This is a genomic window from Brachybacterium sp. SW0106-09 (assembly GCF_001293905.1).
In the GTDB taxonomy this organism is placed as follows: domain Bacteria; phylum Actinomycetota; class Actinomycetes; order Actinomycetales; family Dermabacteraceae; genus Brachybacterium; species Brachybacterium conglomeratum.
On the sequence record NZ_BCAK01000028.1, the window covers coordinates 1 to 21487 of the forward strand.

The 21487-nt window shown below is 72.4% G+C and carries 20 protein-coding genes and 3 tRNA genes; 17 read left to right on the forward strand and 6 right to left on the reverse strand.

From position 1 onward, the window contains the following. Positions 1 to 960, reverse strand: a 960-nt coding sequence (locus tag Y09_RS12145) for an SDR family oxidoreductase (protein ID WP_200716809.1), incomplete at its 3' end; no start/stop codon positions are given. Between the two features lie 198 nt (positions 961 to 1158). Next, on the reverse strand, positions 1159 to 1647 hold the full coding sequence (locus Y09_RS12150) for a YajQ family cyclic di-GMP-binding protein (RefSeq protein ID WP_010549872.1): 489 nt from the start codon (positions 1645 to 1647) through the stop codon (positions 1159 to 1161). Between the two features lie 273 nt (positions 1648 to 1920). Here Y09_RS12150 and Y09_RS12155 point away from each other — a divergent pair. From Y09_RS12155 to Y09_RS12205, 11 genes are all read left to right on the forward strand, one after another. After that, positions 1921 to 2002: transfer RNA gene (locus Y09_RS12155), tRNA-Tyr, on the forward strand. A gap of 84 nt (positions 2003 to 2086) precedes the next feature. Next, positions 2087 to 2159: transfer RNA gene (locus Y09_RS12160), tRNA-Thr, on the forward strand. 54 nt (positions 2160 to 2213) lie between these two features. Next, positions 2214 to 2290 (forward strand) — tRNA-Met (locus tag Y09_RS12165). Between the two features lie 97 nt (positions 2291 to 2387). Further along, entirely contained in the window at positions 2388 to 2558 is a 171-nt protein-coding gene (gene rpmG / locus Y09_RS12170) for a 50S ribosomal protein L33 (RefSeq protein WP_029360274.1), read from the forward strand. 169 nt (positions 2559 to 2727) lie between these two features. After that, entirely contained in the window at positions 2728 to 3177 is a 450-nt protein-coding gene (locus Y09_RS12175; protein WP_053917989.1) for a MaoC family dehydratase N-terminal domain-containing protein, read from the forward strand. A gap of 84 nt (positions 3178 to 3261) precedes the next feature. Further along, positions 3262 to 3753 (forward strand): MaoC/PaaZ C-terminal domain-containing protein, encoded by a 492-nt coding sequence (locus Y09_RS12180; RefSeq protein ID WP_053917961.1) that lies wholly within the window; start codon positions 3262 to 3264, stop codon positions 3751 to 3753. Then, entirely contained in the window at positions 3750 to 4877 is a 1128-nt protein-coding gene (locus Y09_RS12185; RefSeq protein ID WP_053917962.1) for a UDP-N-acetylmuramate dehydrogenase, read from the forward strand. Before Y09_RS12180 ends, Y09_RS12185 begins: the two co-directional genes overlap by 4 nt. A 138-nt stretch (positions 4878 to 5015) precedes the next feature. Further along, on the forward strand, positions 5016 to 6284 hold the full coding sequence (gene glyA, locus Y09_RS12190; protein WP_010549867.1) for a serine hydroxymethyltransferase: 1269 nt from the start codon (positions 5016 to 5018) through the stop codon (positions 6282 to 6284). Positions 6285 to 6456: 172 nt separating this feature from the next. After that, on the forward strand, positions 6457 to 7350 hold the full coding sequence (locus Y09_RS12195; protein WP_010549866.1) for a bifunctional methylenetetrahydrofolate dehydrogenase/methenyltetrahydrofolate cyclohydrolase: 894 nt from the start codon (positions 6457 to 6459) through the stop codon (positions 7348 to 7350). Positions 7351 to 7445: 95 nt separating this feature from the next. Continuing rightward, positions 7446 to 8267 (forward strand): exodeoxyribonuclease III, encoded by an 822-nt coding sequence (locus tag Y09_RS12200; protein WP_053917963.1) that lies wholly within the window; start codon positions 7446 to 7448, stop codon positions 8265 to 8267. 160 nt (positions 8268 to 8427) lie between these two features. Further along, positions 8428 to 9294: an alpha/beta fold hydrolase gene (locus Y09_RS12205; protein ID WP_053917964.1), complete on the forward strand. Its 867-nt coding sequence runs from the start codon at positions 8428 to 8430 to the stop codon at positions 9292 to 9294. Positions 9295 to 9363: 69 nt separating this feature from the next. On the opposite strand, the gene Y09_RS12210 is transcribed toward Y09_RS12205, so the two are convergent. From Y09_RS12210 to sdhC, 4 genes are all read right to left on the reverse strand, one after another. Further along, a complete protein-coding gene (locus tag Y09_RS12210) occupies positions 9364 to 10119 on the reverse strand; it encodes a succinate dehydrogenase iron-sulfur subunit (protein WP_053917965.1) in 756 nt (251 codons plus the stop codon). After that, positions 10119 to 11894, reverse strand: a complete 1776-nt coding sequence (gene sdhA / locus Y09_RS12215; RefSeq protein WP_053917966.1) for a succinate dehydrogenase flavoprotein subunit — start codon at positions 11892 to 11894, stop codon at positions 10119 to 10121. Before sdhA ends, Y09_RS12210 begins: the two co-directional genes overlap by 1 nt. An 85-nt stretch (positions 11895 to 11979) precedes the next feature. Further along, positions 11980 to 12435 (reverse strand): succinate dehydrogenase hydrophobic membrane anchor subunit, encoded by a 456-nt coding sequence (locus tag Y09_RS12220; RefSeq protein ID WP_053917967.1) that lies wholly within the window; start codon positions 12433 to 12435, stop codon positions 11980 to 11982. A gap of 5 nt (positions 12436 to 12440) precedes the next feature. Continuing rightward, positions 12441 to 12818 (reverse strand): succinate dehydrogenase, cytochrome b556 subunit, encoded by a 378-nt coding sequence (gene sdhC, locus Y09_RS12225; protein ID WP_082358817.1) that lies wholly within the window; start codon positions 12816 to 12818, stop codon positions 12441 to 12443. A 264-nt stretch (positions 12819 to 13082) separates the two neighbouring features. On the opposite strand from sdhC, the gene Y09_RS12230 reads away from it, so the two are divergent. From Y09_RS12230 to Y09_RS12255, 6 genes are all read left to right on the forward strand, one after another. Continuing rightward, positions 13083 to 14219 carry a mannose-1-phosphate guanylyltransferase gene (locus Y09_RS12230; RefSeq protein WP_053917969.1) on the forward strand — a complete coding sequence of 379 codons (1137 nt, stop codon included), beginning with the start codon at positions 13083 to 13085 and terminating at the stop codon, positions 14217 to 14219. A gap of 77 nt (positions 14220 to 14296) precedes the next feature. Beyond that, positions 14297 to 15538, forward strand: coding sequence for a M20 family metallopeptidase (locus tag Y09_RS12235; protein WP_053917970.1), 1242 nt, complete (start codon positions 14297 to 14299; stop codon positions 15536 to 15538). 189 nt (positions 15539 to 15727) lie between these two features. After that, the gene (locus Y09_RS12240) at positions 15728 to 16843 is read left to right on the forward strand and encodes a BMP family protein (protein ID WP_053917971.1); all 1116 of its coding nucleotides are present in this window, start codon (positions 15728 to 15730) and stop codon (positions 16841 to 16843) included. A 103-nt stretch (positions 16844 to 16946) separates the two neighbouring features. After that, entirely contained in the window at positions 16947 to 18518 is a 1572-nt protein-coding gene (locus Y09_RS12245) for an ABC transporter ATP-binding protein (protein WP_053917972.1), read from the forward strand. Next, positions 18518 to 20143 carry an ABC transporter permease gene (locus Y09_RS12250; RefSeq protein ID WP_053917973.1) on the forward strand — a complete coding sequence of 542 codons (1626 nt, stop codon included), beginning with the start codon at positions 18518 to 18520 and terminating at the stop codon, positions 20141 to 20143. The genes Y09_RS12245 and Y09_RS12250 overlap by 1 nt, the downstream gene beginning before the upstream one ends. Continuing rightward, positions 20140 to 21477: an ABC transporter permease gene (locus Y09_RS12255; RefSeq protein ID WP_053917974.1), complete on the forward strand. Its 1338-nt coding sequence runs from the start codon at positions 20140 to 20142 to the stop codon at positions 21475 to 21477. Before Y09_RS12250 ends, Y09_RS12255 begins: the two co-directional genes overlap by 4 nt. The last annotated feature ends 10 nt before the right edge of the window (positions 21478 to 21487 follow it).

The window sequence follows — 21487 nt, forward strand, 5'->3', positions numbered from 1 at the left end:
GGGCCTTCGTGATGCCCGGGAGCGCGACGGCCGGGACCCTGCTCCTCGGTCCTCGGTCCTCGGTCCTCGGTCTCGGTGCGCGGTGCGCGGTGTTCGCTGCTCGGCGGTCGCGCCGCCGTCTCCGGGCCTGCGACTCAGGCCCGGAGACGGCGCCGGCCTCGCGCGCGTCCGCCGCGGCCGCGACGCGACGCAGATCCTCGAGCACCCGGTCCGGCTCGGCGCCGAGCGGCAGCGTGTCCGGGTCGAGGGCTCCGTCCACCCCCCCCCGGGGACGTCGGCGCGGAGCCCTGCGAAGAGCGAGTCCAGCTGCGACTGCTCCGGGCCGCGCTCGGCGACCACCTCGAGGGTCAGCCCGGTCGCGTCGGCCGTGGTGTGCGCCGCGAGCAGCACCCGGGCGAGCTGCTCGCGGGAGATCGCCCCGTCGGCCGGGGAGCCGCCGCGCCGACCATCGCCCTGGCGGGCGACCAGCCGGTGCTCGTCCTGCGCCTCGTCGTCGAACCAGCCCGGGCGCACGATCGTGCACGGCAGACCGCTGACGCGCAGCAGGCGCTCCGCGCGATGCTTCCACGTGGCCAGGCCCGTGACGCGGTCGTGCTGCGTACCGTGCACCGTCACTCCGAGCGCCGACATGCGGATTAACCGCACCGGGTGCCCGGAGGCGAGGAGGCACTCGACGAGCACGCGGACGATCCCGTAGTCCACGGCCTCCGCCTCGCCCGGCGCGCCGTGCGAGCCGTGGGCGAGGATCACTCCGTCGGCTCCCTCGAGGGCGCGCGCCATGTCCACGGGCATCGTCGCCTCGCCGGCGAGGAGCTCCGTCGCCGCGGGGAGCAGCCGGGCGGCCCGCTCCGTGCTGCGCACGAGGGCCCGCGGGTGCAGTCCTGCCTCGACCGCGCACCTCACCACGTGGCGACCGAGCCCTCCGGTCGCCCCGATCACCAGGATCGTGCCGCTGGCCATCGCACCCCTTCCCCCGACGGATCCGCGCCGCGCAGCATCCGCGCGCGGAGATCGGAACATATCCAGCGCGGTGCGAGAGAGGGAGGAACCGCCAGTGCCTGGACGCGCCGCACCCCCGTCCCGACGGCGCGGGAGCGGGGGTGCGGCGAGGCCGGGCTCAGCGGCTGTCGGGGGACCGGACGTCAGCGGCAGTCGACCTCAGCGGTAGTTCACGAACTGGAGGGCGACCTCGAGGTCCTTGCCCTTCAGCAGCGCGATCACGGACTGCAGGTCGTCGCGGCTCTTGGAGGAGACGCGCAGCTCGTCGCCCTCGATCCGTGCCTTGATGCTCTTGGGGCCCTCGTCCCGGATGATCTTCGAGATCTTCTTCGCGTCCTCGGTGGAGATGCCCTCCTTGAGCGAGGCCGCCAGGCGCACCTCTTTGCCGGACTGCTTGGGCTCGCCCACGTCGAGCGCCTTGAGCGAGATGCCGCGGCGGATCAGCTTGGACTGCAGCACGTCCAGCACCGCGAGCACGCGCTCCTCGGCGTTGGCGGTCATCACGATCTCGTCGCCGCCGAGGGTGATCGAGGCGCCGGTGTTCCGGAAGTCGTAGCGCTGGCCGACCTCCTTCACGGCCTGGTTCACAGCGTTGTCGACCTCCTGGCGGTCGAGCTTGCTGACGATGTCGAACGATGAATCGGCCATCGTGTCCTCCTCCGGGCGGCCCGCGCGGGCCGCCACCACGTCGAACGGGCGGGTCTGTCCAGTGATCGTCCCATGCCGGGTCCTGGGGCGCTCCCCGGTCTCCGAGGGGCCGCTGCAGAGGGGCTGCGACCAGCGGCGGGACCGCTGTGACGCCTCTCATGCTCCGAGAGCCCCTTCTGGGTTCGCGCCGCGGCCGGGACCCCGCTATGCTGTTCCGAGTCCGCTTCCGGCGGCCGCGGGACGAGAGTCTGGCGGGTGGCGGGAGAGGGTCGCGGCAGATTACCCGAGCGGCCAAAGGGAGCTGACTGTAAATCAGCTGGCATTGCCTACGGGGGTTCGAATCCCTCATCTGCCACGCGGAGGATCCCTGTGATCCGAAGCACGGGGACCGCCCCTCGAATTGCCTCCGGGTAATGAGGCGGGTAAGGTTTACCGGGTTGCCCTGATAGCTCAGTCGGCAGAGCGTCTCCATGGTAAGGAGAAGGTCAAGGGTTCGATTCCCTTTCAGGGCTCTGATGGATGCGGCGGCCCGGTCTCATTCGAGATCGGGCCGTTTCATCGGTCACGCCGGGGTAGCTCAGACGGTTAGAGCGCACGACTCATAATCGTGAGGTCGCGGGTTCGATCCCCGCCCTCGGTACCACACCGGTCCCCACCGGAGTGCAGATTCCACATCCCCCGAGCACGGGGACCCACGAGGCGCACCGCCGGGTGCGTCACCCGGACGAAAGAGGCGAACCGTGGCGAGCAAGAGCTCTGACGTGCGTCCCAAGATCACCATGGCGTGTGTCGACTGCAAGGCGCGCAACTACATCACCAAGAAGAACCGTCGCAACACCCCGGATCGGCTGGAGCTCTCGAAGTTCTGCCCGACCTGCGGCAAGCAGACGGCGCACCGCGAGACCCGCTGAGCGGTCCCGCCGCAGCATCCACGAAGGCCACCCGGCACTGCCGGGTGGCCTTCGTCATGTCCGGCCCCCGTGCCTCGCGCGGGCCGCACCGCAGGGGCGCGGGGGCGGTGAGATGATCGGGGGGACCGCATTCGTCGGCCCCCGCGCCGACCCGACCTCGGGAGACACAGTGACCACCAGCCCCGATCCCGCCTTCGCCGGCCGCACCTACCCGGCGGGCCCCGTGCACACCGTCTCGGCCGCGAAGATCATCGAGTTCGCCCGTGCCACCGGCGCCCCCTCCCCGCTGCACACCGATCCCGAGGCCGCCCGCGCCGCCGGGCACGCCGACGTCGTGGCGCCGCCCACGTTCCTCGTCTCCCTCGCCCAGGCCACCGAGGCGCAGTACGTCGAGGACCCCGCCGCCGGCATCGACTTCTCCCGCGTGGTCCACGGCGAGGAGTCCTTCACCCTGCACCGTCCCGTCGTCGCCGGCGACCGCCTCGTGCCGACCCTCACCGTCGAGTCGGTCCGCGCCGCCGGAGGGCACGCCATGGTCACCACCCGCGTCGACCTCGCCGACGAGGACGGCGCCGAGGTCGCCGCCGTGCGCAGCATGCTCGTCGTGCGCGGGGACTGAGCCCGCAGCCTCGCCCCGCGGCGCCCCGGCGCCGTCTCCCTCGCCCCTCGCGGCCCCGCCGCAGATGCCACACCAGGAGCACCGATGACCACCAGCCCCACCCCCGACGCCCGCCCGCTCGACCTCGCCGCCCTGTCCGTCGGCGACGAGCTCTCCCGCACCGTCCACACCCTCGACCGCGACGCGCTGGTCCGCTACGCCGGAGCCTCCGGAGACTTCAACCCGATCCACTACAACGACGCCGTCGCCGAGCAGGCCGGGCTGCCCGGCGTCATCGCCCACGGCATGCTCACCATGGGCGCGGCCATCACCGGCCTGCTCGAGGCCGTCGGCGACCCGACCCTGGTCACCGCCTACTCCACCCGCTTCACCGGCATGGTGCCCGTGCCCGCCACCGGCGAGGTCGCGCTCGAGGTCGTCGCGACCGTCGGCGCGATCGACGAGTCCGCGGGCACCGCACGCGTCGACCTCGCCGCCGTCGTCGACGGGGAGAAGGTGCTGGGGCGGGCCCGCGCGACCCTCGCGCTGCCGCGCCGCACGCAGGACGCCGAGGCCGACGCGGCAGGAGCGGCATGAGGCTCGCCGACCTGACCACCCTCCGAATCGGCGGGGAGATCCGGAACCTCGTCGAGGCCCGCACGGCCGACGAGGTGATCGCCGCGGTCTCCGCCGCGGACGAGGCGGGGGAACCGCTGCTCGTCCTCGGCGGCGGCTCGAACCTCGTCGCCTCCGACGAGCCCTTCGAGGGCACCGTCGTGCTGCTCCGCGACCCCGAGGATCCGCCGCTGCTGGACGCGACCTGCGAGGTCGGCGCCTCCGGCGAGCCCGACGGGATCCCCGTGGACCCGGCCGAGCTCACTCCGCTGGATCCCACCTGCGGCGGGGCGATCGTCGAGTACTTCGCGGGCGTGAACTGGGACCGGGCCGTGCGCTACGCGATCGCCCGCGAGATGGTCGGCATCGAGGCGCTCTCCGGCATCCCCGGCACCGTCGGCGCGACCCCGATCCAGAACGTCGGCGCCTACGGCCAGGAGGTCGCCTCGACGATCTCCCGCGTGCGCACCTGGGACCGCGAGAAGGGGGCGGTGCGCACCTTCTTCGCCGCCGACTGCGGCTTCGCCTATCGCGACAGCGTCTTCAAGCGCACCCGGTACAGCGGACCGGTCCCCTCGGCGACCGGCCGCTACGTGGTGCTGTCGGTGACCTTCCAGCACATCATCGGCTCCCTCTCCGCCCCGATCCGCTACGCGCAGCTCGCCGCGGAGCTCGGCGTCGAGGTGGGGGACCGGGTGCCGATGAGCCAGGTGCGCGAGGCGGTGCTGCGCGTGCGCGGCAGCAAGGGCATGGTCCTGGACGCCGCCGATCACGACACCTGGAGCGCCGGCTCCTTCTTCACCAACCCGATCCTCCCCGTCGAGGACGCCGCGGCTCTGCCCGAGCAGGCGCCGCGCTACGACGCGGGCGAGGGCAGGGTCAAGACCAGCGCCGCCTGGCTCATCAGCCACTCCGGGATCGAGCGCGGCCATGCGGTGGGGGAGCGGGCCTCGGTCTCCACCAAGCACTCCCTCGCGCTGACCAACCGGGGCGGCGCCTCCAGCGAGGACCTCGTCGCCCTCGCCCACGACGTCCAGTCGCGGGTCGAGGAGCGCTACGGGATCCACCTGGAGCCCGAGCCGGTGCGCCTCGGCCTCGACCTCTGAGCTGGGGGAGGACGGCTCGGCGTCCGTCCCGCTCGGGACGGGCGCCGATCCCTGGATGCGGGCGTCCCCGCCGCAGCTCCCGGCCTAGGATGGCGTGACGGCTGCTCGCCGCCCCCTCACACCGCCACAGGAGGCCACGTGAACGTCCTCGACAAGTCTGTCGCCGACATCGATCCCGAGATCGCCCAGGTGCTCGACCGCGAGCTGGCCCGACAGCAGGGCACGCTCGAGATGATCGCCTCGGAGAACTTCGTCCCCCGCTCGGTCCTGCAGGTGCAGGGCTCGGTCCTGACCAACAAGTACGCCGAGGGCTACCCCGGCAAGCGCTACTACGGAGGCTGCGAGGAGGTCGACGTCGCGGAGCAGATCGCGATCGACCGCGCGAAGGCCCTGTTCGGCGCCGAGCACGCGAACGTCCAGCCGCACTCGGGCGCGACCGCGAACGCCGCGGTGATGCACGCCCTCGCCCGCCCGGGCGACAAGCTCATGGGCCTCTCCCTCGCCCACGGCGGCCACCTCACCCACGGCATGAAGATCAACTTCTCCGGCCGTCTCTACGACATCGTCGCGTACGAGACCGAGCCGGGCACGGGCCTGATCGACATGGACAAGGTGCGTGAGCTCGCGATCGCCGAGCAGCCCAAGGTCATCGTTGCCGGCTGGTCCGCCTACACCCGCCAGCTCGACTTCCCCCGCTTCCGCGAGATCGCCGACGAGGTCGGCGCCGCGCTGTGGGTCGACATGGCGCACTTCGCGGGCCTCGTCGCCGCGGGCCTGCACCCCAGCCCCGTCCCCTACGCGGACGTCGTCTCCACCACCATCCACAAGACCATCGGCGGCCCCCGCTCCGGCATGATCCTGTGCAAGGAGAAGTGGGCGAAGAAGATCGACTCGGCCGTGTTCCCCGGCCAGCAGGGCGGCCCGCTCATGCACGTCGTCGCCGCGAAGGCCGTGGCGCTGAAGATCGCCGCGTCGGAGGACTTCAAGGACCGCCAGGCCCGCACCCTCGAGGGCGCGCAGATCCTCGCCGACCGCCTCCAGCAGGAGGACACGAAGGCCGCCGGCGTCAAGGTCATCTCCGGCGGCACCGACGTGCACCTGGTGCTCGTGGACCTCGTCGACTCCGAACTGGACGGCCAGCAGGCGGAGGACCGCCTGCACGAGGCCGGCATCACAGTGAACCGCAACGCGGTCCCCAACGACCCGCGCCCGCCGCGGGTCACCTCGGGCCTGCGCATCGGCACCCCGGCGCTCGCCACCCGCGGCTTCGGCGCGGCGGAGTTCACCGAGGTCGCCGACGTGATCGCGCTGGCGCTGACCGGCGGGGCCGATGTCGAGTCGCTCAGGGCCCGCACCGCGAAGCTCGCCGAGTCCAAGCCGCTCTACCCCGAGCTGCAGCAGTACTGATCTGCGCGGGCGGGGTCCGGAGGCCGCGATGTCCGGACCCCGCCCGTCCCGCATCGGCCCGCCGGCGCCCGGGGCGGGACCGCGCTCGACCGGGGCACCGGTCCCTCGGCCGGACCTCCCGGGCCCACCCCGCCGACCACCTCACCGAGACCCCTCATCGAAGGAGAGCGTCATGACCGCCCAGATCCTCGACGGCAAGGCCACCGCGAAGGCGATCAAGCAGGAGCTCGCCGAGCGCGTCACCCGCCTGGTCGACGCCGGTCACCCGCGTCCCGGGCTCGCGACCGTGCTGGTCGGCGACGACCCGGGCAGCGCCGCCTATGTGCGCGGCAAGCACCGCGACAGCGAGCAGATCGGCCTGAACTCGATCCAGAAGCACCTCCCGGCCGACGCCACCCAGGAGGAGGTCGAGGCGGTCGTCGACGAGCTCAACGCCGACCCCGCCTGCACCGGCTACATCGTCCAGCTGCCGCTGCCGAAGCACATCGACACCGACGCGATCCTCGAGCGGATCGACCCCGCCAAGGACGCCGACGGCCTCCACCCCACGAACCTCGGCCGCCTGGTCCTGAACGCCTACTCGCCGATCCATACCCCGCTGCCCTGCACGCCCCGGGCCGTGATCGAGCTGCTCATGCGGCACGACCTCGACCTCAAGGGCAAGGACGTGGTCGTGATCGGCCGCGGCGTCACCGTCGGCCGCTCGATCGGCGCGCTGATGACCCGCCGCGCCATCAACGCGACCGTCACCCTCACCCACACCGGCACGACGGACCTCCCCGCGCACCTGCGCCGCGCCGACGTGATCGTCGCCGCCGCGGGCGTCGCCCACCTGGTCCGGCCCGAGGACGTCAAGCCCGGCGCGATCGTGCTCGACGTCGGCGTCTCCCGCCAGGAGGACCCCGAGGGCGGGAAGGCGAAGCTCGTGGGCGACGTGGATCCGGCCGTCGCCGAGGTCGCCTCGTGGATCAGCCCCAACCCCGGAGGCGTCGGCCCCATGACCCGCGCGCTGCTGGTCAACAACGTCGTCGAGGCGGCCGAGCACGCCGCCGGCATCGAGGCCTGAGACCTCGGAGTCCTGACACCCCGGCGGGGCGGGCAGAGCCGCCCGCCCCGCGGCACGCGTCGCGGCCGTCGGGCCCCGCTGACATACTGGTGGGCATGACTTTCACCCTCGCCACCGTCAACGTCAACGGCCTGCGGGCCGCGGCCCGCAAGGGCATGGCCGACTGGCTCGCGACCACCGCGGCCGACGTCATCACCCTGCAGGAGGTGCGGGCGCCCGAGGAGCTTCTCGCCGATCTGGTGGGGGAGGGCTGGACCATCGTCGGCGAGGCCTCCGAGCTGAGGGGCCGCAACGGCGTCGCGATCGCCGCCCGCACCTCGCTGGAGAGCATCGACCTCGAGGGCGTCCGCCGCGGCCTGCCGGGCCTGACCGAGCCCACCCACACCGGCCGCTGGCTCGAGGCCGACTTCGAGGACCCGCTGGCCGACGGGGCCGGCCTCACCGTCATCTCCTGCTACATGCACTCCGGCAACACCGAGAAGCCGCAGACCATGATCGACAAGTACGCCTTCCTCGACGTGGCCATGGAGCGCCTGGACGCGCTGCGCGCCGACGGCCGCCACGTGGCCCTCACCGGCGACCTCAACATCGCCCACGCCAACAACGACATCAAGAACTGGAAGGGCAACCTGAAGTCCGCCGGCTTCCTGCCCGAGGAGCGCGCCTATCTCGACCGCCTGCTGGTCGAGGGCGACTGGGTGGACGTCCAGCGCCGTCTCGCCGGCGACGTGCCCGGCCCCTACACCTGGTGGTCCCAGCGCGGCAAGGCCTTCGACAACGACTCCGGCTGGCGCATCGACTACCAGCTGACCACCCCGGCGCTCGGCGAGAAGGCGACCGCCGCGCAGGTGGATCGCGCTCCCAGCTACGACACCCGCTGGTCCGACCACGCACCGCTGGTGGTCACCTACTCCTGAGCCGGCACGGGTGCCGTCGGCGCGGCCTCTCCCGGCCGACGGCGCCCGGGCCGCCCCGCGTTCGAGACCGTGCGCAGGTGCGGGCGGCACCGCTGACCGCGGGCCGGACCTGTCGCCGATCGCCCTTCTCCTCGTCGGGGCACGGTCCTACGCTGTGCCCATGGAGACCCGCACCCTGTCCCTGCCCGACGCCGAGATCGTCCACGACGTGCACGGCCCGCTGCCCCCGGCCGACGGGGGAGAGGTGCTGCTGGTCATCGGCCAGCCCATGACCGCCGACGGCTTCTCCGACCTGATCGCCGAGCTCCCGGACCGCACCGTCGTCGCGTACGACCCGCGCGGACTCGGCCGGAGCACCCGCAGCGACGGCAGCGCCCTGAACGACCCGTCCCTGCAGGCGGAGGACCTGCACGTCCTGATCACCGATCTCGGCGCGCCGGTGCAGATGTTCGCCAGCAGCGGCGGCGCCGTCGCCGCGCTCGCCCTGCTCGCGGCGCATCCCGAGGACGTCAGCCGGGTCGTCGCCCATGAGCCGCCCGTCATGGGCGTGCTGCCCGACGCGGAGCTCGCCGAGCGCGCGAACGACGCCGTCGGCTGCGCCTATCAGGAGCGCGGCTGGGGCGCGGGCCTCGCCGCCTTCCTCGCCATGAGCATGTGGCAGGGCGAGTTCACCGAGGAGTTCCTCGCCCAGCCCCTGCCTGATCCCGCCCAGTTCGGCCTGCCGGATCAGGACGACGGCACCCGGGAGGACCCGCTGCTGTCCGGGACGAGCGCCCCCGTGACCTCCTACCAGCCGGACCTCGAGGCGCTGCGCGCCGCGGGGGACCGTCTGGTCCTCGCCGTGGGGGAGCAGACGGGGGAGGCGATCACCGCCCGCACCACGCGCACCCTCGCCGAGGCGCTCGGCACCGAGCCGCTCGTCTTCCCGGGTGACCACGGCGGCTTCGCCGTCGGCGACCCGTCCCATCCGGGCGACCCCGCCGCCTTCGCGACGCGCCTGCGCGAGGTGCTCGCCGCCCGCGGCTGACCGCCCCGATGACGACAGGGGCTCCTCCGCCGCGGCGGAGGAGCCCCTGTCGTCGTGCTGAGCGCGGGATCAGACGCGGCCGCGGATCACGGCCTGCTTCACCTCGGCGATCGCCTTGGTCACCTGTATGCCGCGCGGGCACGCCTCGGTGCAGTTGAAGGTGGTGCGGCAGCGCCACACGCCCTCCTTGGAGTTCAGGATCTCCAGACGCTGCTCGCCCGCGTCGTCACGCGAGTCGAAGATGAAGCGGTGCGCGTTCACGATCGCGGCCGGGCCGAAGTACTGCCCGTCGGTCCAGAACACGGGGCAGGACGAGGTGCACGCGGCGCAGAGGATGCACTTGGTGGTGTCGTCGAAGCGCTCGCGCTGCTCCGCGGACTGCAGCCGCTCGCGGCTGGGCTCCTGACCGCCCGCGACCAGGAACGGCATGACCTCCTTGTAGGAGTCGAAGAACGGCTCCATGTCCACGATGAGATCCTTCTCCACCGGCAGGCCCTTGATCGGCTCGACCGTGATGGGCTTGGAGATGTCGAGGTCCTTGAGCAGGGTCTTGCAGGCCAGACGGTTGCGGCCGTTGATCCGCATCGCGTCCGAGCCGCAGATGCCGTGGGCGCAGGAGCGGCGGAAGGTCAGCGAGCCGTCCACGTGCCACTTGATCTCGTGCAGGGCGTCGAGCACGCGGTCGGTGCCGTGCATCGTGACGGTGAAGTCCTCCCAGTGGACTCCCTTGTCGTCCTCGGGGGTGAAGCGTGCGATGCGCAGCGTGACCTCGAACGAGGGGATCTCCCCGGCATCGGCCTGGGGCTTCTCGGCGACGGCAGTCATCAGAACGTGCGCTCCTTCGGCTCGTAGCGGGTGATCACGACGGGCTTGGTGCCCAGACGGATCGGGGTGCCCTCGACGCCCTCCTCACCCGGCAGGGTGCGGTAGGCCATGGTGTGCTCGAGGTAGTTGACGTCGTCGCGCTTCTCGTAGTCCTCGCGGAAGTGGCCGCCGCGGGACTCCTTGCGGTGCAGCGCGCCGAGCGCCACGATCTCGGCCAGGTCGAGCAGGAAGCCGAGCTCCACGGCCTCCATCAGGTCGAGGTTGTAGCGGCGGCCCTTGTCCTGGATCGCGACCGTCTCGTAGCGCTTCTTGAGGTCCTTGATGCCGGCAAGCGCCGTGCGGCAGGTCTCCTCGGTGCGGAACACCTGGACGTTGGCGTCCATGAGCTCCTGCAGATCGGTGCGGATGTTCGCGATGCGGTCCTCGGTCGCGGGCCGGTCTCGCAGGCGCTCGAGCAGCTCGACGGTCGGGGTCTCCACTCCCTCGGGCAGCTCGGGCAGGTCGACCTCCGCGGCGTGCTCCGCGGCGGCGGTGCCGGCGCGGCGCCCGAAGACGTTGATGTCCAGCAGCGAGTTGGTGCCCAGGCGGTTGCCGCCGTGCACGGACACGCAGGCGGTCTCGCCGGCCGCGTACAGGCCGGGGATCACGTCGGTCGCGTTGGCGAGGACCTCGCCGCGGATGTTCGTGGGGATGCCGCCCATGCCGTAGTGCGCGGTCGGGAAGACCGGCACCGGCTCGGTGTACGGCTCCACGCCCAAGTAGGTGCGCGCGAACTCGGTGATGTCCGGGAGCTTCGCGTCGATGTGCGCGGGCTCGAGGTGGGTGAGGTCGAGGTAGACGTAGTCCTTGTTCGGGCCGGCGCCGCGGCCCTCGCGCACCTCGTTGGCCATCGCGCGGGCGACCACGTCACGGGGGGCGAGGTCCTTCAGCGTCGGGGCGTAGCGCTCCATGAAGCGCTCCATCTCGCTGTTGCGCAGGATGCCGCCCTCGCCGCGCGCCGCCTCCGACAGCAGGATGCCGAGACCCGCCAGGCCCGTCGGGTGGAACTGGAAGAACTCCATGTCCTCCAGCGGGATGCCGCGGCGGAACGCCATCGCGGGGCCGTCGCCGGTGAGGGTGTGGGCGTTCGAGGTGGTCTTGAAGATCTTGCCGAAGCCGCCGGAGGCGAACACGACCGACTTCGCGCGGAAGACGTGGATCTCGCCGGTGGCGAGCTCGTAGGTGACCACGCCGGAGGCGCGCACGCCCTCGTCGGAGCGCGGGTCGCCGGTCATCAGCACGTCGAGCACGTAGTACTCGTTGAAGAACTCCACCTGCTGCTTCACGCAGTTCTGGTAGAGGGTCTGCAGGATCATATGGCCGGTGCGGTCCGCGGCGTAGCAGGCGCGGCGCACGGGCGCCTCGCCGTGCTCACGGGTGTGCCCGCCGAAGCGGCGCTGGTCGATGCGGCCCTCCGGGGTGCGGTTGAAGGGCAGGCCCATCTTCTCCAGGTCGAGCACCGCGTCGATGGCCTCCTTGGCCATGACCTCGGCGGCGTCCTGGTCCACCAGGTAGTCGCCGCCCTTGACGGTGTCGTAGGTGTGCCACTCCCAGTTGTCCTCCTCGACGTTGGCGAGGGCCGCGCACATGCCGCCCTGCGCCGCGCCGGTGTGGGAGCGCGTGGGATAGAGCTTGGTGACGACCGCGGTGCGGGCGCGCTTGGAGGACTCCAGCGCCGCGCGCATCCCGGCGCCGCCGGCGCCGACGATCACCACGTCGTAGTTATGGGTCTGCATGTCGGGTGACTGCTCCGTTCCGGGAAGACCGTGAAGTGCGTGAGGAAGGGGAGGGGCGGCCGGGGGTCCGGCCGCCCCGGGGGCGTCAGCCCTCGCAGAAGGAGGGCAGCAGGCTCGGGTCGGCGCCGACGGGGCAGGGATCGAAGGTGAAGATCACCAGGGTGCCCAGCACGATCGTGACGACGACCGCGAAGTACAGCAGGGCCTTGAGGACCATGCGGGTGCGGTCGCCACGGGCGTAGTCGTTGATGATCGTGCGCACGCCGTTGCCGCCGTGGATGAGGCCCAGCCACAGCATCAGCAGGTCCCAGACCTGCCAGAAGGGGGAGGACCACTTGCCGCCGACGAAGGCGAAGTCGATGCCCTTGACGCCGTCGCCGAGCCACAGGTTCACGAAGAGGTGGCCGAAGACGAGGATGACCAGCAGCGCGCCGGAGCCGCGCATGAACATCCACGAGAGCATCTCGGCGTTCAGGCCGCGCTGCCCGGTGCGGCGGTAGCGGGTGGAGGGATCCGGGATCGAGGTGGTGGAGGTCGACATGGGGATCACGCTCCGAACATGTGCATGAGGTGGCGGGGGAGGAAGCCGGCCATCAGGACGGCCCACACGATCATGACGCCCCAGAAGAGCTTGCGCTGGTGCACGGTCCCTTTGGACCAGAAGTCCACGAGGATGATGCGCAGGCCGTTGAGCGCGTGGAAGAGCACGGCGCCGACCAGGCCGACCTCGCCGAGGCCGAAGACGACGGTCTTGTAGTGGCCGATGACCTCGTTGTACGCCTCGGGCGAGACGCGCACGAGCGCGGTGTCCAGGACGTGCACGAGCAGGAACAGGAAGATCGCCATTCCTGAGATGCGGTGGGCGACCCAGGACCACATGCCCTCGCGTCCGCGATAGAGCGTCCCGTATTGGGCGGAAGCCACGGAGTTCCTCCAGAAGCGTCGGTATGTCGCCGGGAGCTCGACGGTGCTCCGCGGCGCGCGGCGCGGGACCCCGGGGACCGAGGTCCCCGCGGCCGTTGCAGCGCTCGGCGCCCTCGGGCGGCCGTTTCGCGACACGGCGACATCATCATCGCCCCCGACAGGGGCAGGTTCAGCGTAGCACCAGGCAGGAGGCGGGCGGGCCCGCCCCGGCCGTGTCGGCGGACGGTACCCAGGGGCCCGTAGAAGGCTGGATACGCTGGCTTCATGCCTGATGCCCCCTTCGTCCCCGTGGTGCCCGCCGGAGGCTCCGGCACCAGACTGTGGCCGCTCTCACGTCGCGCCCGACCCAAGTTCCTGCTGGACCTCACCGGGCAGGGCCGCTCCCTGCTCCAGCTCACCCTCGACCGCCTCGCGCCCCTCGCGGACCGGCCCCCGATCGTCGTCACGGGCCGCGCCCACGTCGCAGCGGTGCGCGAGCAGCTCGACGAGGACGTGCGCATCCTCGCGGAGCCCTCGGCCCGCAACTCCATGCCCGCGATCGCGCTCGCGGGCGCGCACGTGGAGCGCGAGTCGCCGGACGCCGTGATCGGCTCCTTCGCCGCCGACCACCTCATCGAGGACGAGGCCGCCTTCGCCCGCGCCGTCACCGCCGCCCGGGACGCCGCCGAGCTCGGCCTCCTCGTCACCCTCGGCATCGCCCCCACCTCGCCGTCGACCGGCTTCGGCTACATCGAGTCCGCGGACGACGGGGGAGCCGACCCCGCGCTCTCCGCACGCCTGCGCGCCGTCGGTGCCGAGCCCGTCGTGCGCTTCGTCGAGAAGCCCGACCGCGAGCGGGCCGAGGCCTTCGTCGACGCGGGCCTGCGCTGGAACGCCGGCATGTTCGTGGTGCGCGCCTCGGTGCTGCTCGACGAGCTCGCCGTCCAGATCCCCGCCCTCGCCGCCGGGGCGCGCGAGATCGCGGCCGCGCACGGCGGGGCCGAGGAGCAGGAGGTGCTCGAGCGCGTCTGGCCCACGATGACCGCGATCGCGATCGACCACGCCCTCGCCGAGCCGCTCGCCGCGCAGGGGAGGGTCGCGGTGGTCCCGGCGGAGTTCGACTGGGACGACGTCGGCGACTTCGCGGCGCTCGCCCGCCAGCTCCGCGAGCGCGAGGGCGAGGTGCGCCGCGGCGAGGACGGCACCGAGGTCCATGTGGTGGGAAGCGCGAGCGTCGATGCGCTCTCCTCCCGTGCCACGGTGTACGGTTCCACGGATCGCCACATCGCCCTGGTCGGGCTCGAGGGCGTCAGCATCGTCGACACCGAGGACGCGCTGCTGGTGCTCGCCGACGAGAAGGCGCAGGCCCTCCAGCAGCTCGTCGGCCGGCTCGACGAGCAGGGGCTGGGCCGGCTGCGCTGACCCGCACCGCCGGACCCGCATCGCCGCAGGAGGCGAACGGCGGTCAGGGCGGTCGATGACAGGACAGGAGCGGACGCGTGGAGCAGTCGCAGCAGACGCTGGTCGGGACCTCGCAGCAGCGGGCGATGCTCGGACCGGAGGGCCTGATCGCCCGCACCGTCGCCGAGCACGGCGACGCCCTGCGCGAGGTGCGCCGCCACCTCCACCGTCACCCCGAGCTCTCCCACCAGGAGCACGCCACCACCGACTTCATCGCCGAGCAGCTCACCGCCCTCGGGCTCGCGCCGAAGCGCATGGCCGCCACCGGCCTGATCTGCGACATCCCCGGCGCAGACCCGTCGCTCCCGCTGATGGGGCTGCGGGCGGACATGGACGCGCTCGGGATCCCCGAGCTCAGCACCGTCCCCTACCGCTCCGTCGTCGAGGGCGTCTCCCACGCCTGCGGCCACGACGTGCACATGAGCGCCGTGCTCGGCGCGGCGACCGCGCTGGTGCGGGTGGCCGAGGAGGGCGCGCTGCGCCGCGGCGTGCGCCTGGTGTTCCAGCCCGCCGAGGAGATGCATCCCTGCGGCGCGCTCGAGCTGATCGGGCAGGACGTCCTGGACGGCGTCGACTCGATCCTCGCCCTGCACTGCGACCCGGGCGTGGACGTGGGCCACGTGGGCCTGAAGTCCGGCCCGATCACCTCGGCCACCGATCCGGTGCGGATCCAGGTGCGCGGCGCGGGCGGCCACACCTCCCGCCCCCATCTCACCCAGGATCTCGTCTACGCGCTCGGCTCGATCGCGACGCAGCTGCCGGCCGCGCTGACCCGGCGCATGGACCCGCGCTCCGGCGTGAACCTCACCTGGGGCTCGATCCACGCCGGCTCCGCGTTCAACGCGATCCCCAGCGCCGGCACGCTCGAGGGGACCCTGCGCTGCCTGGACCACGAGGCCTGGGACCGGGCCGAGGAGCTGCTCGAGGACGTCCTGGCCGATCTCGTGCGCCCCTGGGGCGTCGAGGCGCGCGTCTCCCACGACCGCGGGGTGCCGCCGGTCTCGAACAGCCCCGCGAGCGTCGAGGTGCTCGCCGCCGCGGTGCGCGGGGTGCTGGGACGGGAGAACCTCGACCCCACCGCCCAGTCCCTCGGCGGCGAGGACTTCGCCTGGTACCTCGAGAAGGTGCCCGGGGCGCTCGCCCGCCTCGGCACCCGCACCCCCGGCGGGCGCACCTACGACCTCCACATGGGCGACCTCATGATCGACGAGCGCGCGATCGGGATCGGGGCGAGCGTGCTCGCCGCCGCGTGCGTGCAGCGGGACCTGCAGACCGCCTGACCCCGGAGGCCGCCGGAGTTCACCCCGGCGCCACCTCCGCGTCGATTTCATAACGGTTCGGGGCTGAACGCTCAACCCGTGCTCACCATGCGTCCGGCAGGGCTATCGTCCAATCGCACCGCGACAGCGACGTCGCCCGGACCCTCGGGGCGCTCCCGGCCCCTCGCACTCCCACCGGAGGAACCACCCATGAAGAGCATCACGCGTGCCCTCGCCCTCGCCGGCGCCGGGGCTCTCACCCTCGCCGCCTGCGGCAGCGCCCCGGAGGAGACGTCCGGCGGCGGCAGCGACGCCGGCGGCGGCGCCGCGAGCGACTACAAGGCCTGCATGGTCTCCGACGCGGGCGGTTGGGACGACAAGTCCTTCAACGAGTCCAGCTACAACGGCCTGCTGAACGCCGAGAAGAACCTCGGCATCCAGAAGCAGACCGCCGAGTCGACCACCGTCTCGGACTTCGAGCCCAACATCAACAACATGGTCACCGAGGGCTGCGACCTGATCATCACGGTCGGCTACCTGCTCGCCCCCGCGACCGGCAAGGCCGCTCAGGCCAATCCCGACACGGACTTCGCGATCGTCGACTCGACCGCGCAGGACGCCGATGGGAACCCGATCGAGCTCGAGAACGTCAAGCCCCTCGAGTTCGACACCGCCCAGGCCGCCTTCCTCGCCGGCTACCTCGCCGCAGGCACGACCGAGACCGGCAAGGTCGCCACCTACGGCGGGGTCAACATCCCCACCGTCACCATCTTCATGGACGGCTTCGTGGACGGCGTCGCCCACTACAACGAGACCCACGGCACCGAGGTCGAGGCCCTCGGCTGGAACAAGGAGAGCCAGGAGGGCTCCTTCACGGGCGACTTCGAGGACCAGACCAAGGGCAAGGCCGTCTCCGACGAGTTCTACAGCGCGGGCGCCGACATCGTCATGCCGGTCGCCGGCCCCGTGGGCGCCGGCACCCTCGCCTCCGCCAAGGAGGGCGAGGACCGCAAGGTGATCTGGGTCGACGCCGACGGCTACGAGACCAACGCCTCCGACCCCGAGGCGCAGGCCACGATCCTCACCTCCGTCATGAAGGAGATGACCACCGGCGTCGAGGACGTGATCGGCGCCGCCGCGGAGGGCGAGTACGACGCGACCCCGTACGTCGGCACCCTCGAGAACGGCGGCGTCGGGCTGGCGCCCTTCCACGACTTCGAGGACGAGGTCCCCGCCGAGCTGAGCGGCGAGATCGAGACCCTCACGCAGGAGATCATCGACGGCACGGTCGTCGTCGAGTCCGAGGCCTCGCCCGCGGGCGCCTGAGCCCCGTCATGAGCGCGGTCCCCGCCCCGAGGGCGGGGACCGCGTCCCATGTCCCACACCGCACGGCCGAGCAGCTCGGCCGGCACCGACGGAAGCGAGTGCTGTGAAGCTCGAACTGCGCGGCATCACGAAGACCTTCGGGTCCTTCGTGGCCAACGATGCGATCGACCTGGTCGTCGAACCGGGGGAGATCCACTCCCTGCTGGGGGAGAACGGCGCGGGCAAGTCCACCCTGATGAACGTGCTGTACGGGCTGTACCGCCCTGACGGGGGCCAGATCCTCCTGGATGATCGCCCCGTCAGCTTCTCCGACCCGGGCGACGCGATGGCGGCCGGCATCGGCATGGTCCACCAGCACTTCATGCTCGTGCCCGTCTTCACGGTCGCCGAGAACATGGTGCTGGGCAACGAGCCCACCCGCGGCGGTCTCCTGGACCTCGCCGCCGCCCGCAAGCTGGTGCGCGAGATCTCCGCACGCTTCGGCTTCGACCTCGACCCCGACGCGCTGGTCGAGGACCTCCCCGTCGGCGCCCAGCAGCGCGTCGAGATCATCAAGGCCCTCAGCCGTCGCGCCGAGGTGCTCGTGCTGGACGAACCCACCGCCGTGCTCACCCCGTACGAGACCGACGAGCTGATGGCGATCATGCGCCAGCTGCGCGACGAGGGGACCTCGATCGTCTTCATCACCCACAAGCTCCGCGAGGTCAAGGCCGTCTCCGACCGGATCACCGTGATCCGCCGCGGCAAGGTGGTCGGCGAGGCCGATCCATCGGCCGACCAGGCCGAGCTCGCCTCCCTGATGGTCGGCCGCCAGGTCTCCCTCGCCCAGGAGAAGGCGCCCGCCGCGCCCGGCGAGATCGCCCTCGAGGTGGAGGACCTCCGCGTCACCGACCAGGCCGGCACCCGCACCCTCGACGGCGTCTCCTTCGAGGTGCGCCACGGGGAGGTGCTCGGCATCGCCGGGGTTCAGGGCAACGGCCAGACCGAGCTCACCGAGGCGCTGCTGGGCCTGCAGGACACTGTCGCCGGCTCCGCCCGCCTCGAGGGGAGCGAGCTGGTGGGCCGCTCCACCAAGCAGATCCTCGACGCCGGCGTCGGCTTCGTCCCCGAGGACCGCACCCACGACGCGTTGGTCGCGGACTTCTCCGTCGCCGAGAACCTCGTGCTGGACCAGCACGACCGCGCCCCCTTCGGCACGGCGGTGTCGATGTCGCTGAAGGCCATCGCCGAGAACGCGAAGAAGCTGATCCCGGAGTTCGACATCCGCACCGGATCGGCGGCATCGGCCGCGTCCACGCTGTCCGGCGGCAACCAGCAGAAGATCGTCATGGCCCGTGCGCTGAACCGCGAGCTGGCGCTCCTGATCGCCTCCCAGCCCACCCGCGGCGTGGACGTCGGCTCGATCGAGTTCCTCCACCGCCGCATCCTCGACGAGCGCGACAAGGGCACCCCCGTCGTGATCGTCTCGACCGAGCTCGACGAGGTCACCCAGCTCGCCGACCGCATCGCCGTGATGTACCGCGGCCGCATCCTCGGCATCGTCCCCGGCGACGAGGACCGCGACGTGCTGGGCCTGATGATGGCCGGCTACACCGCCGAGGCCGCCCGTGAGGCCGTCGCCGCCGGCGCCCGCACCACCGACAGCCAGCTCGCCGACGAAGGAGACATCGCGTGATGAGCACCCTCTCCGAGACCGGCGCCGCCGGCTCCGCGCCCGGCGTCGGCGCGGGCGCCGCCGACGCCCCGCCGCCCGAGGAGCGCGCCGAGACGGCGCTGGCCCGCACCCTCCAGTCGATCGCGCGCAGCGACCTGCTGGTGGTCGTGATGAGCTTCGTGTTCGCCTTCCTCATCGGCTCGGTGCTGATCGTCATCGCCGACGAGGAGGTCCGCACCACCCTCGGCTACTTCTTCGCCCGCCCCTCCGACGCGCTCACCGCGATCTGGCAGTCCGTCACCCACGCCTACGGCGCGATGTTCCGCGGCGCCGTCTTCGACGGGCCGGGCTTCTCCCGCGTCGCGGAAGACGTGCGCGAGGCCGGCGGCTCCGGCACCTACGTGCTCTTCCCCGCGCTCGCCGCCGGGCTGCGCCCCCTGACCGAGACCCTCACCGTCGCGACCCCGCTGATCATCGCCGCGGCCGGCATGGCCGTCAGCTTCCGCGCGGGCCTGTTCAACATCGGCGGCACCGGCCAGCTGATCGTCGGCGCGATGGCCGCCGGCTACGTCGGCTTCGCGGTCCAGCTCCCCGTCGTGCTGCACCTGCTGGTCGCGCTGCTCGCGGGCGTGCTCGCCGGCGGCGTGTGGGGCGGGATCGCCGGCTTCCTCAAGGCCCGCTTCGGCGCCAACGAGGTCATCAGCACGATCATGCTGAACTGGATCGCGACCTACCTGCTGTTCTTCGCGCTGAAGACCACCGCGTTCACCGGCGCGAACCAGTCCCAGCCCACCTCCCCGTCGGTGGGGGAGAACGCGACCCTGCCGCTGCTGCTCGGCGGCGGGTTCCGCCTCCACGCCGGCCTCTTCCTCGCCGCGGGCGCCGCCGTGCTGCTGTGGTGGCTGATGAGCCGCTCCACCCTCGGCTTCCACTTCCGGGCCGTCGGCTCGAACCCGCGCGCCGCCCGCGTCGCCGGCATCTCCCCGGCCCGCACCGCCTTCCTGGTCCTCGCCGTCGCGGGCGCCCTGGTGGGCCTCGCCGGGGCCGTGCACGTGCTGGGCACCGAGCGCCGCCTCACCGAGGGCGTCGCCGGCAACATCGGCTTCGACGCGATCACGGTCGCGCTGCTGGGCCGCTCCGGCCCCGTCGGCATCGTGCTGGCAGGCCTGCTCTTCGCGGCCCTGTCCACGGGCGGGCGCTTCATGGAGACCAACCAGGGCGTGCCGCTGGACCTCGTGCAGGTCATCCAGGTGCTCGTGGTGCTCTTCATCGCCGCGCCGCCGCTGGTGCGCACCCTGATCGGCCTGCGCCGCATCGACCACCCCGGCGCCGGGGCGCGCCGCGCCCGCCGCACCCGCGCCGTCGAGGTCCCCGCGACGGTCGGCGCCGCGGCCGGTGCCTCGACCACCTCCGCCACCCCGGGCACGACGGCCGACGGGCCCGCCGCGGGCAGGTCCGACGGCAGCTCCTCCGGCGGCGCCCACCGCGCCGACGTGCCCGTCGACGGGGGAGCGCCGCCCGGCGACGCGCCGCCCGCCGGATCCTCCGGGACCGGCACGCACGCCCGACAGGATTCGTCCGACGGGACCGCCCCCGCGCCCGAGCGCGGCGAGGACACCACCGATGCGCAGGAGGACCACCGATGAGCACCGCCCCCGTGGTCGTCGCCGACGACTCCGTCGTCGAGAAGCGTCTGGACGACTCCCGCCCCGCCGGCTGGTGGCACCTGCCCGCCACCACCACCGTGCTCGGTCTGATCGCGCTGGTGTTCTTCGGGCTGCGCGGCCTGCCCGGCGCCGAGTCGGTGTTCGCGCTCGCCCGCGAGACCGACCTGAACCCCCTCGGCATCGTCCCCGAGCGCGTCACCCTGCCCTCGCAGGGCGGGGCGATCGCCCTGTCGGTCCTCGCGCTCGCCGCCTCGGCCGGGCTCTGGGTCCTCCATGCGCGCCGGGCCCGCCCTTCCCGCGGCGTGCGCATCGCCCTCATCGCCGTGTTCGCCGCCGCTTGGGTCCTCGCCTTCATGACCTGGGTGATCTCCCAGCGCTCCCTCGACGTGACCACGCTGCTGCAGGGCACGATCGTGCTGGCCGTGCCGCTCGCCTTCGGGGCGCTGTCGGGAGTGCTCTCCGAGCGCGCGGGCGTCATCAATATCGCGATCGAGGGTCAGCTGCTGTTCGGCGCCTTCGGCGCGACGCTGGTGGGCTCCCTCACCGGGAACGTGTGGCTGGGCCTGCTCGCTGCCCCGCTGGTCGCCCTGATCATGGGCGCGCTGCTGGCGCTCTTCGCCGTCGGCTACCAGGTCCAGCAGATCATCGTCGGCGTCGTCCTGAACGTGCTCGCCATCGGCGTGACCTCGTTCTTCTTCGGCACCGTGATGCGGGACAACCCCGGGCTGTTCAACGCGCCGCTGCGCCTGCCCACCCTGGGGATCCCGGTCCTGGCCGACATCCCCGTGATCGGGAGGGTCCTGTTCGAGCAGAACATCCTCGTCTATCTCATGTGGATCATCGTCGCGGGGCTGACCATCGCGCTCTTCCGCACCCGCTGGGGGCTGCGCGTGCGCGCCGTCGGCGAGCACCCCAAGGCCGCGGACACCGTCGGCATCGCCGTGAACCTCACCCGCTGGAAGAACGTGCTGCTCGGCGCCGCCGTGGCGGGCCTGGGCGGTGCGACCCTCACCATCGGCACCGGCGTCGCCTTCGGCGAGGAGATGAGCGCGGGCAAGGGCTACATCGCGCTGGCCGCGATGATCCTGGGCCGCTACCACCCCGTCGGCGCGCTGCTGGCGGCGCTGACCTTCGCCTTCGCGGACTCGCTCCAGCTGCGCCTGGGCACTATGTCCGCCGCCGAGGGCGGGGTCTCCATCCCCGGCGACTTCCTGCTCATGCTCCCGTACGTGGTCGCGCTGTTCGCGGTCGCGGGCGTGGTGGGCAGGGTGCGGGTCCCCGCGGCCGACGGGCAGCCCTACGTCAAGCAGTGACCTCCCGCCG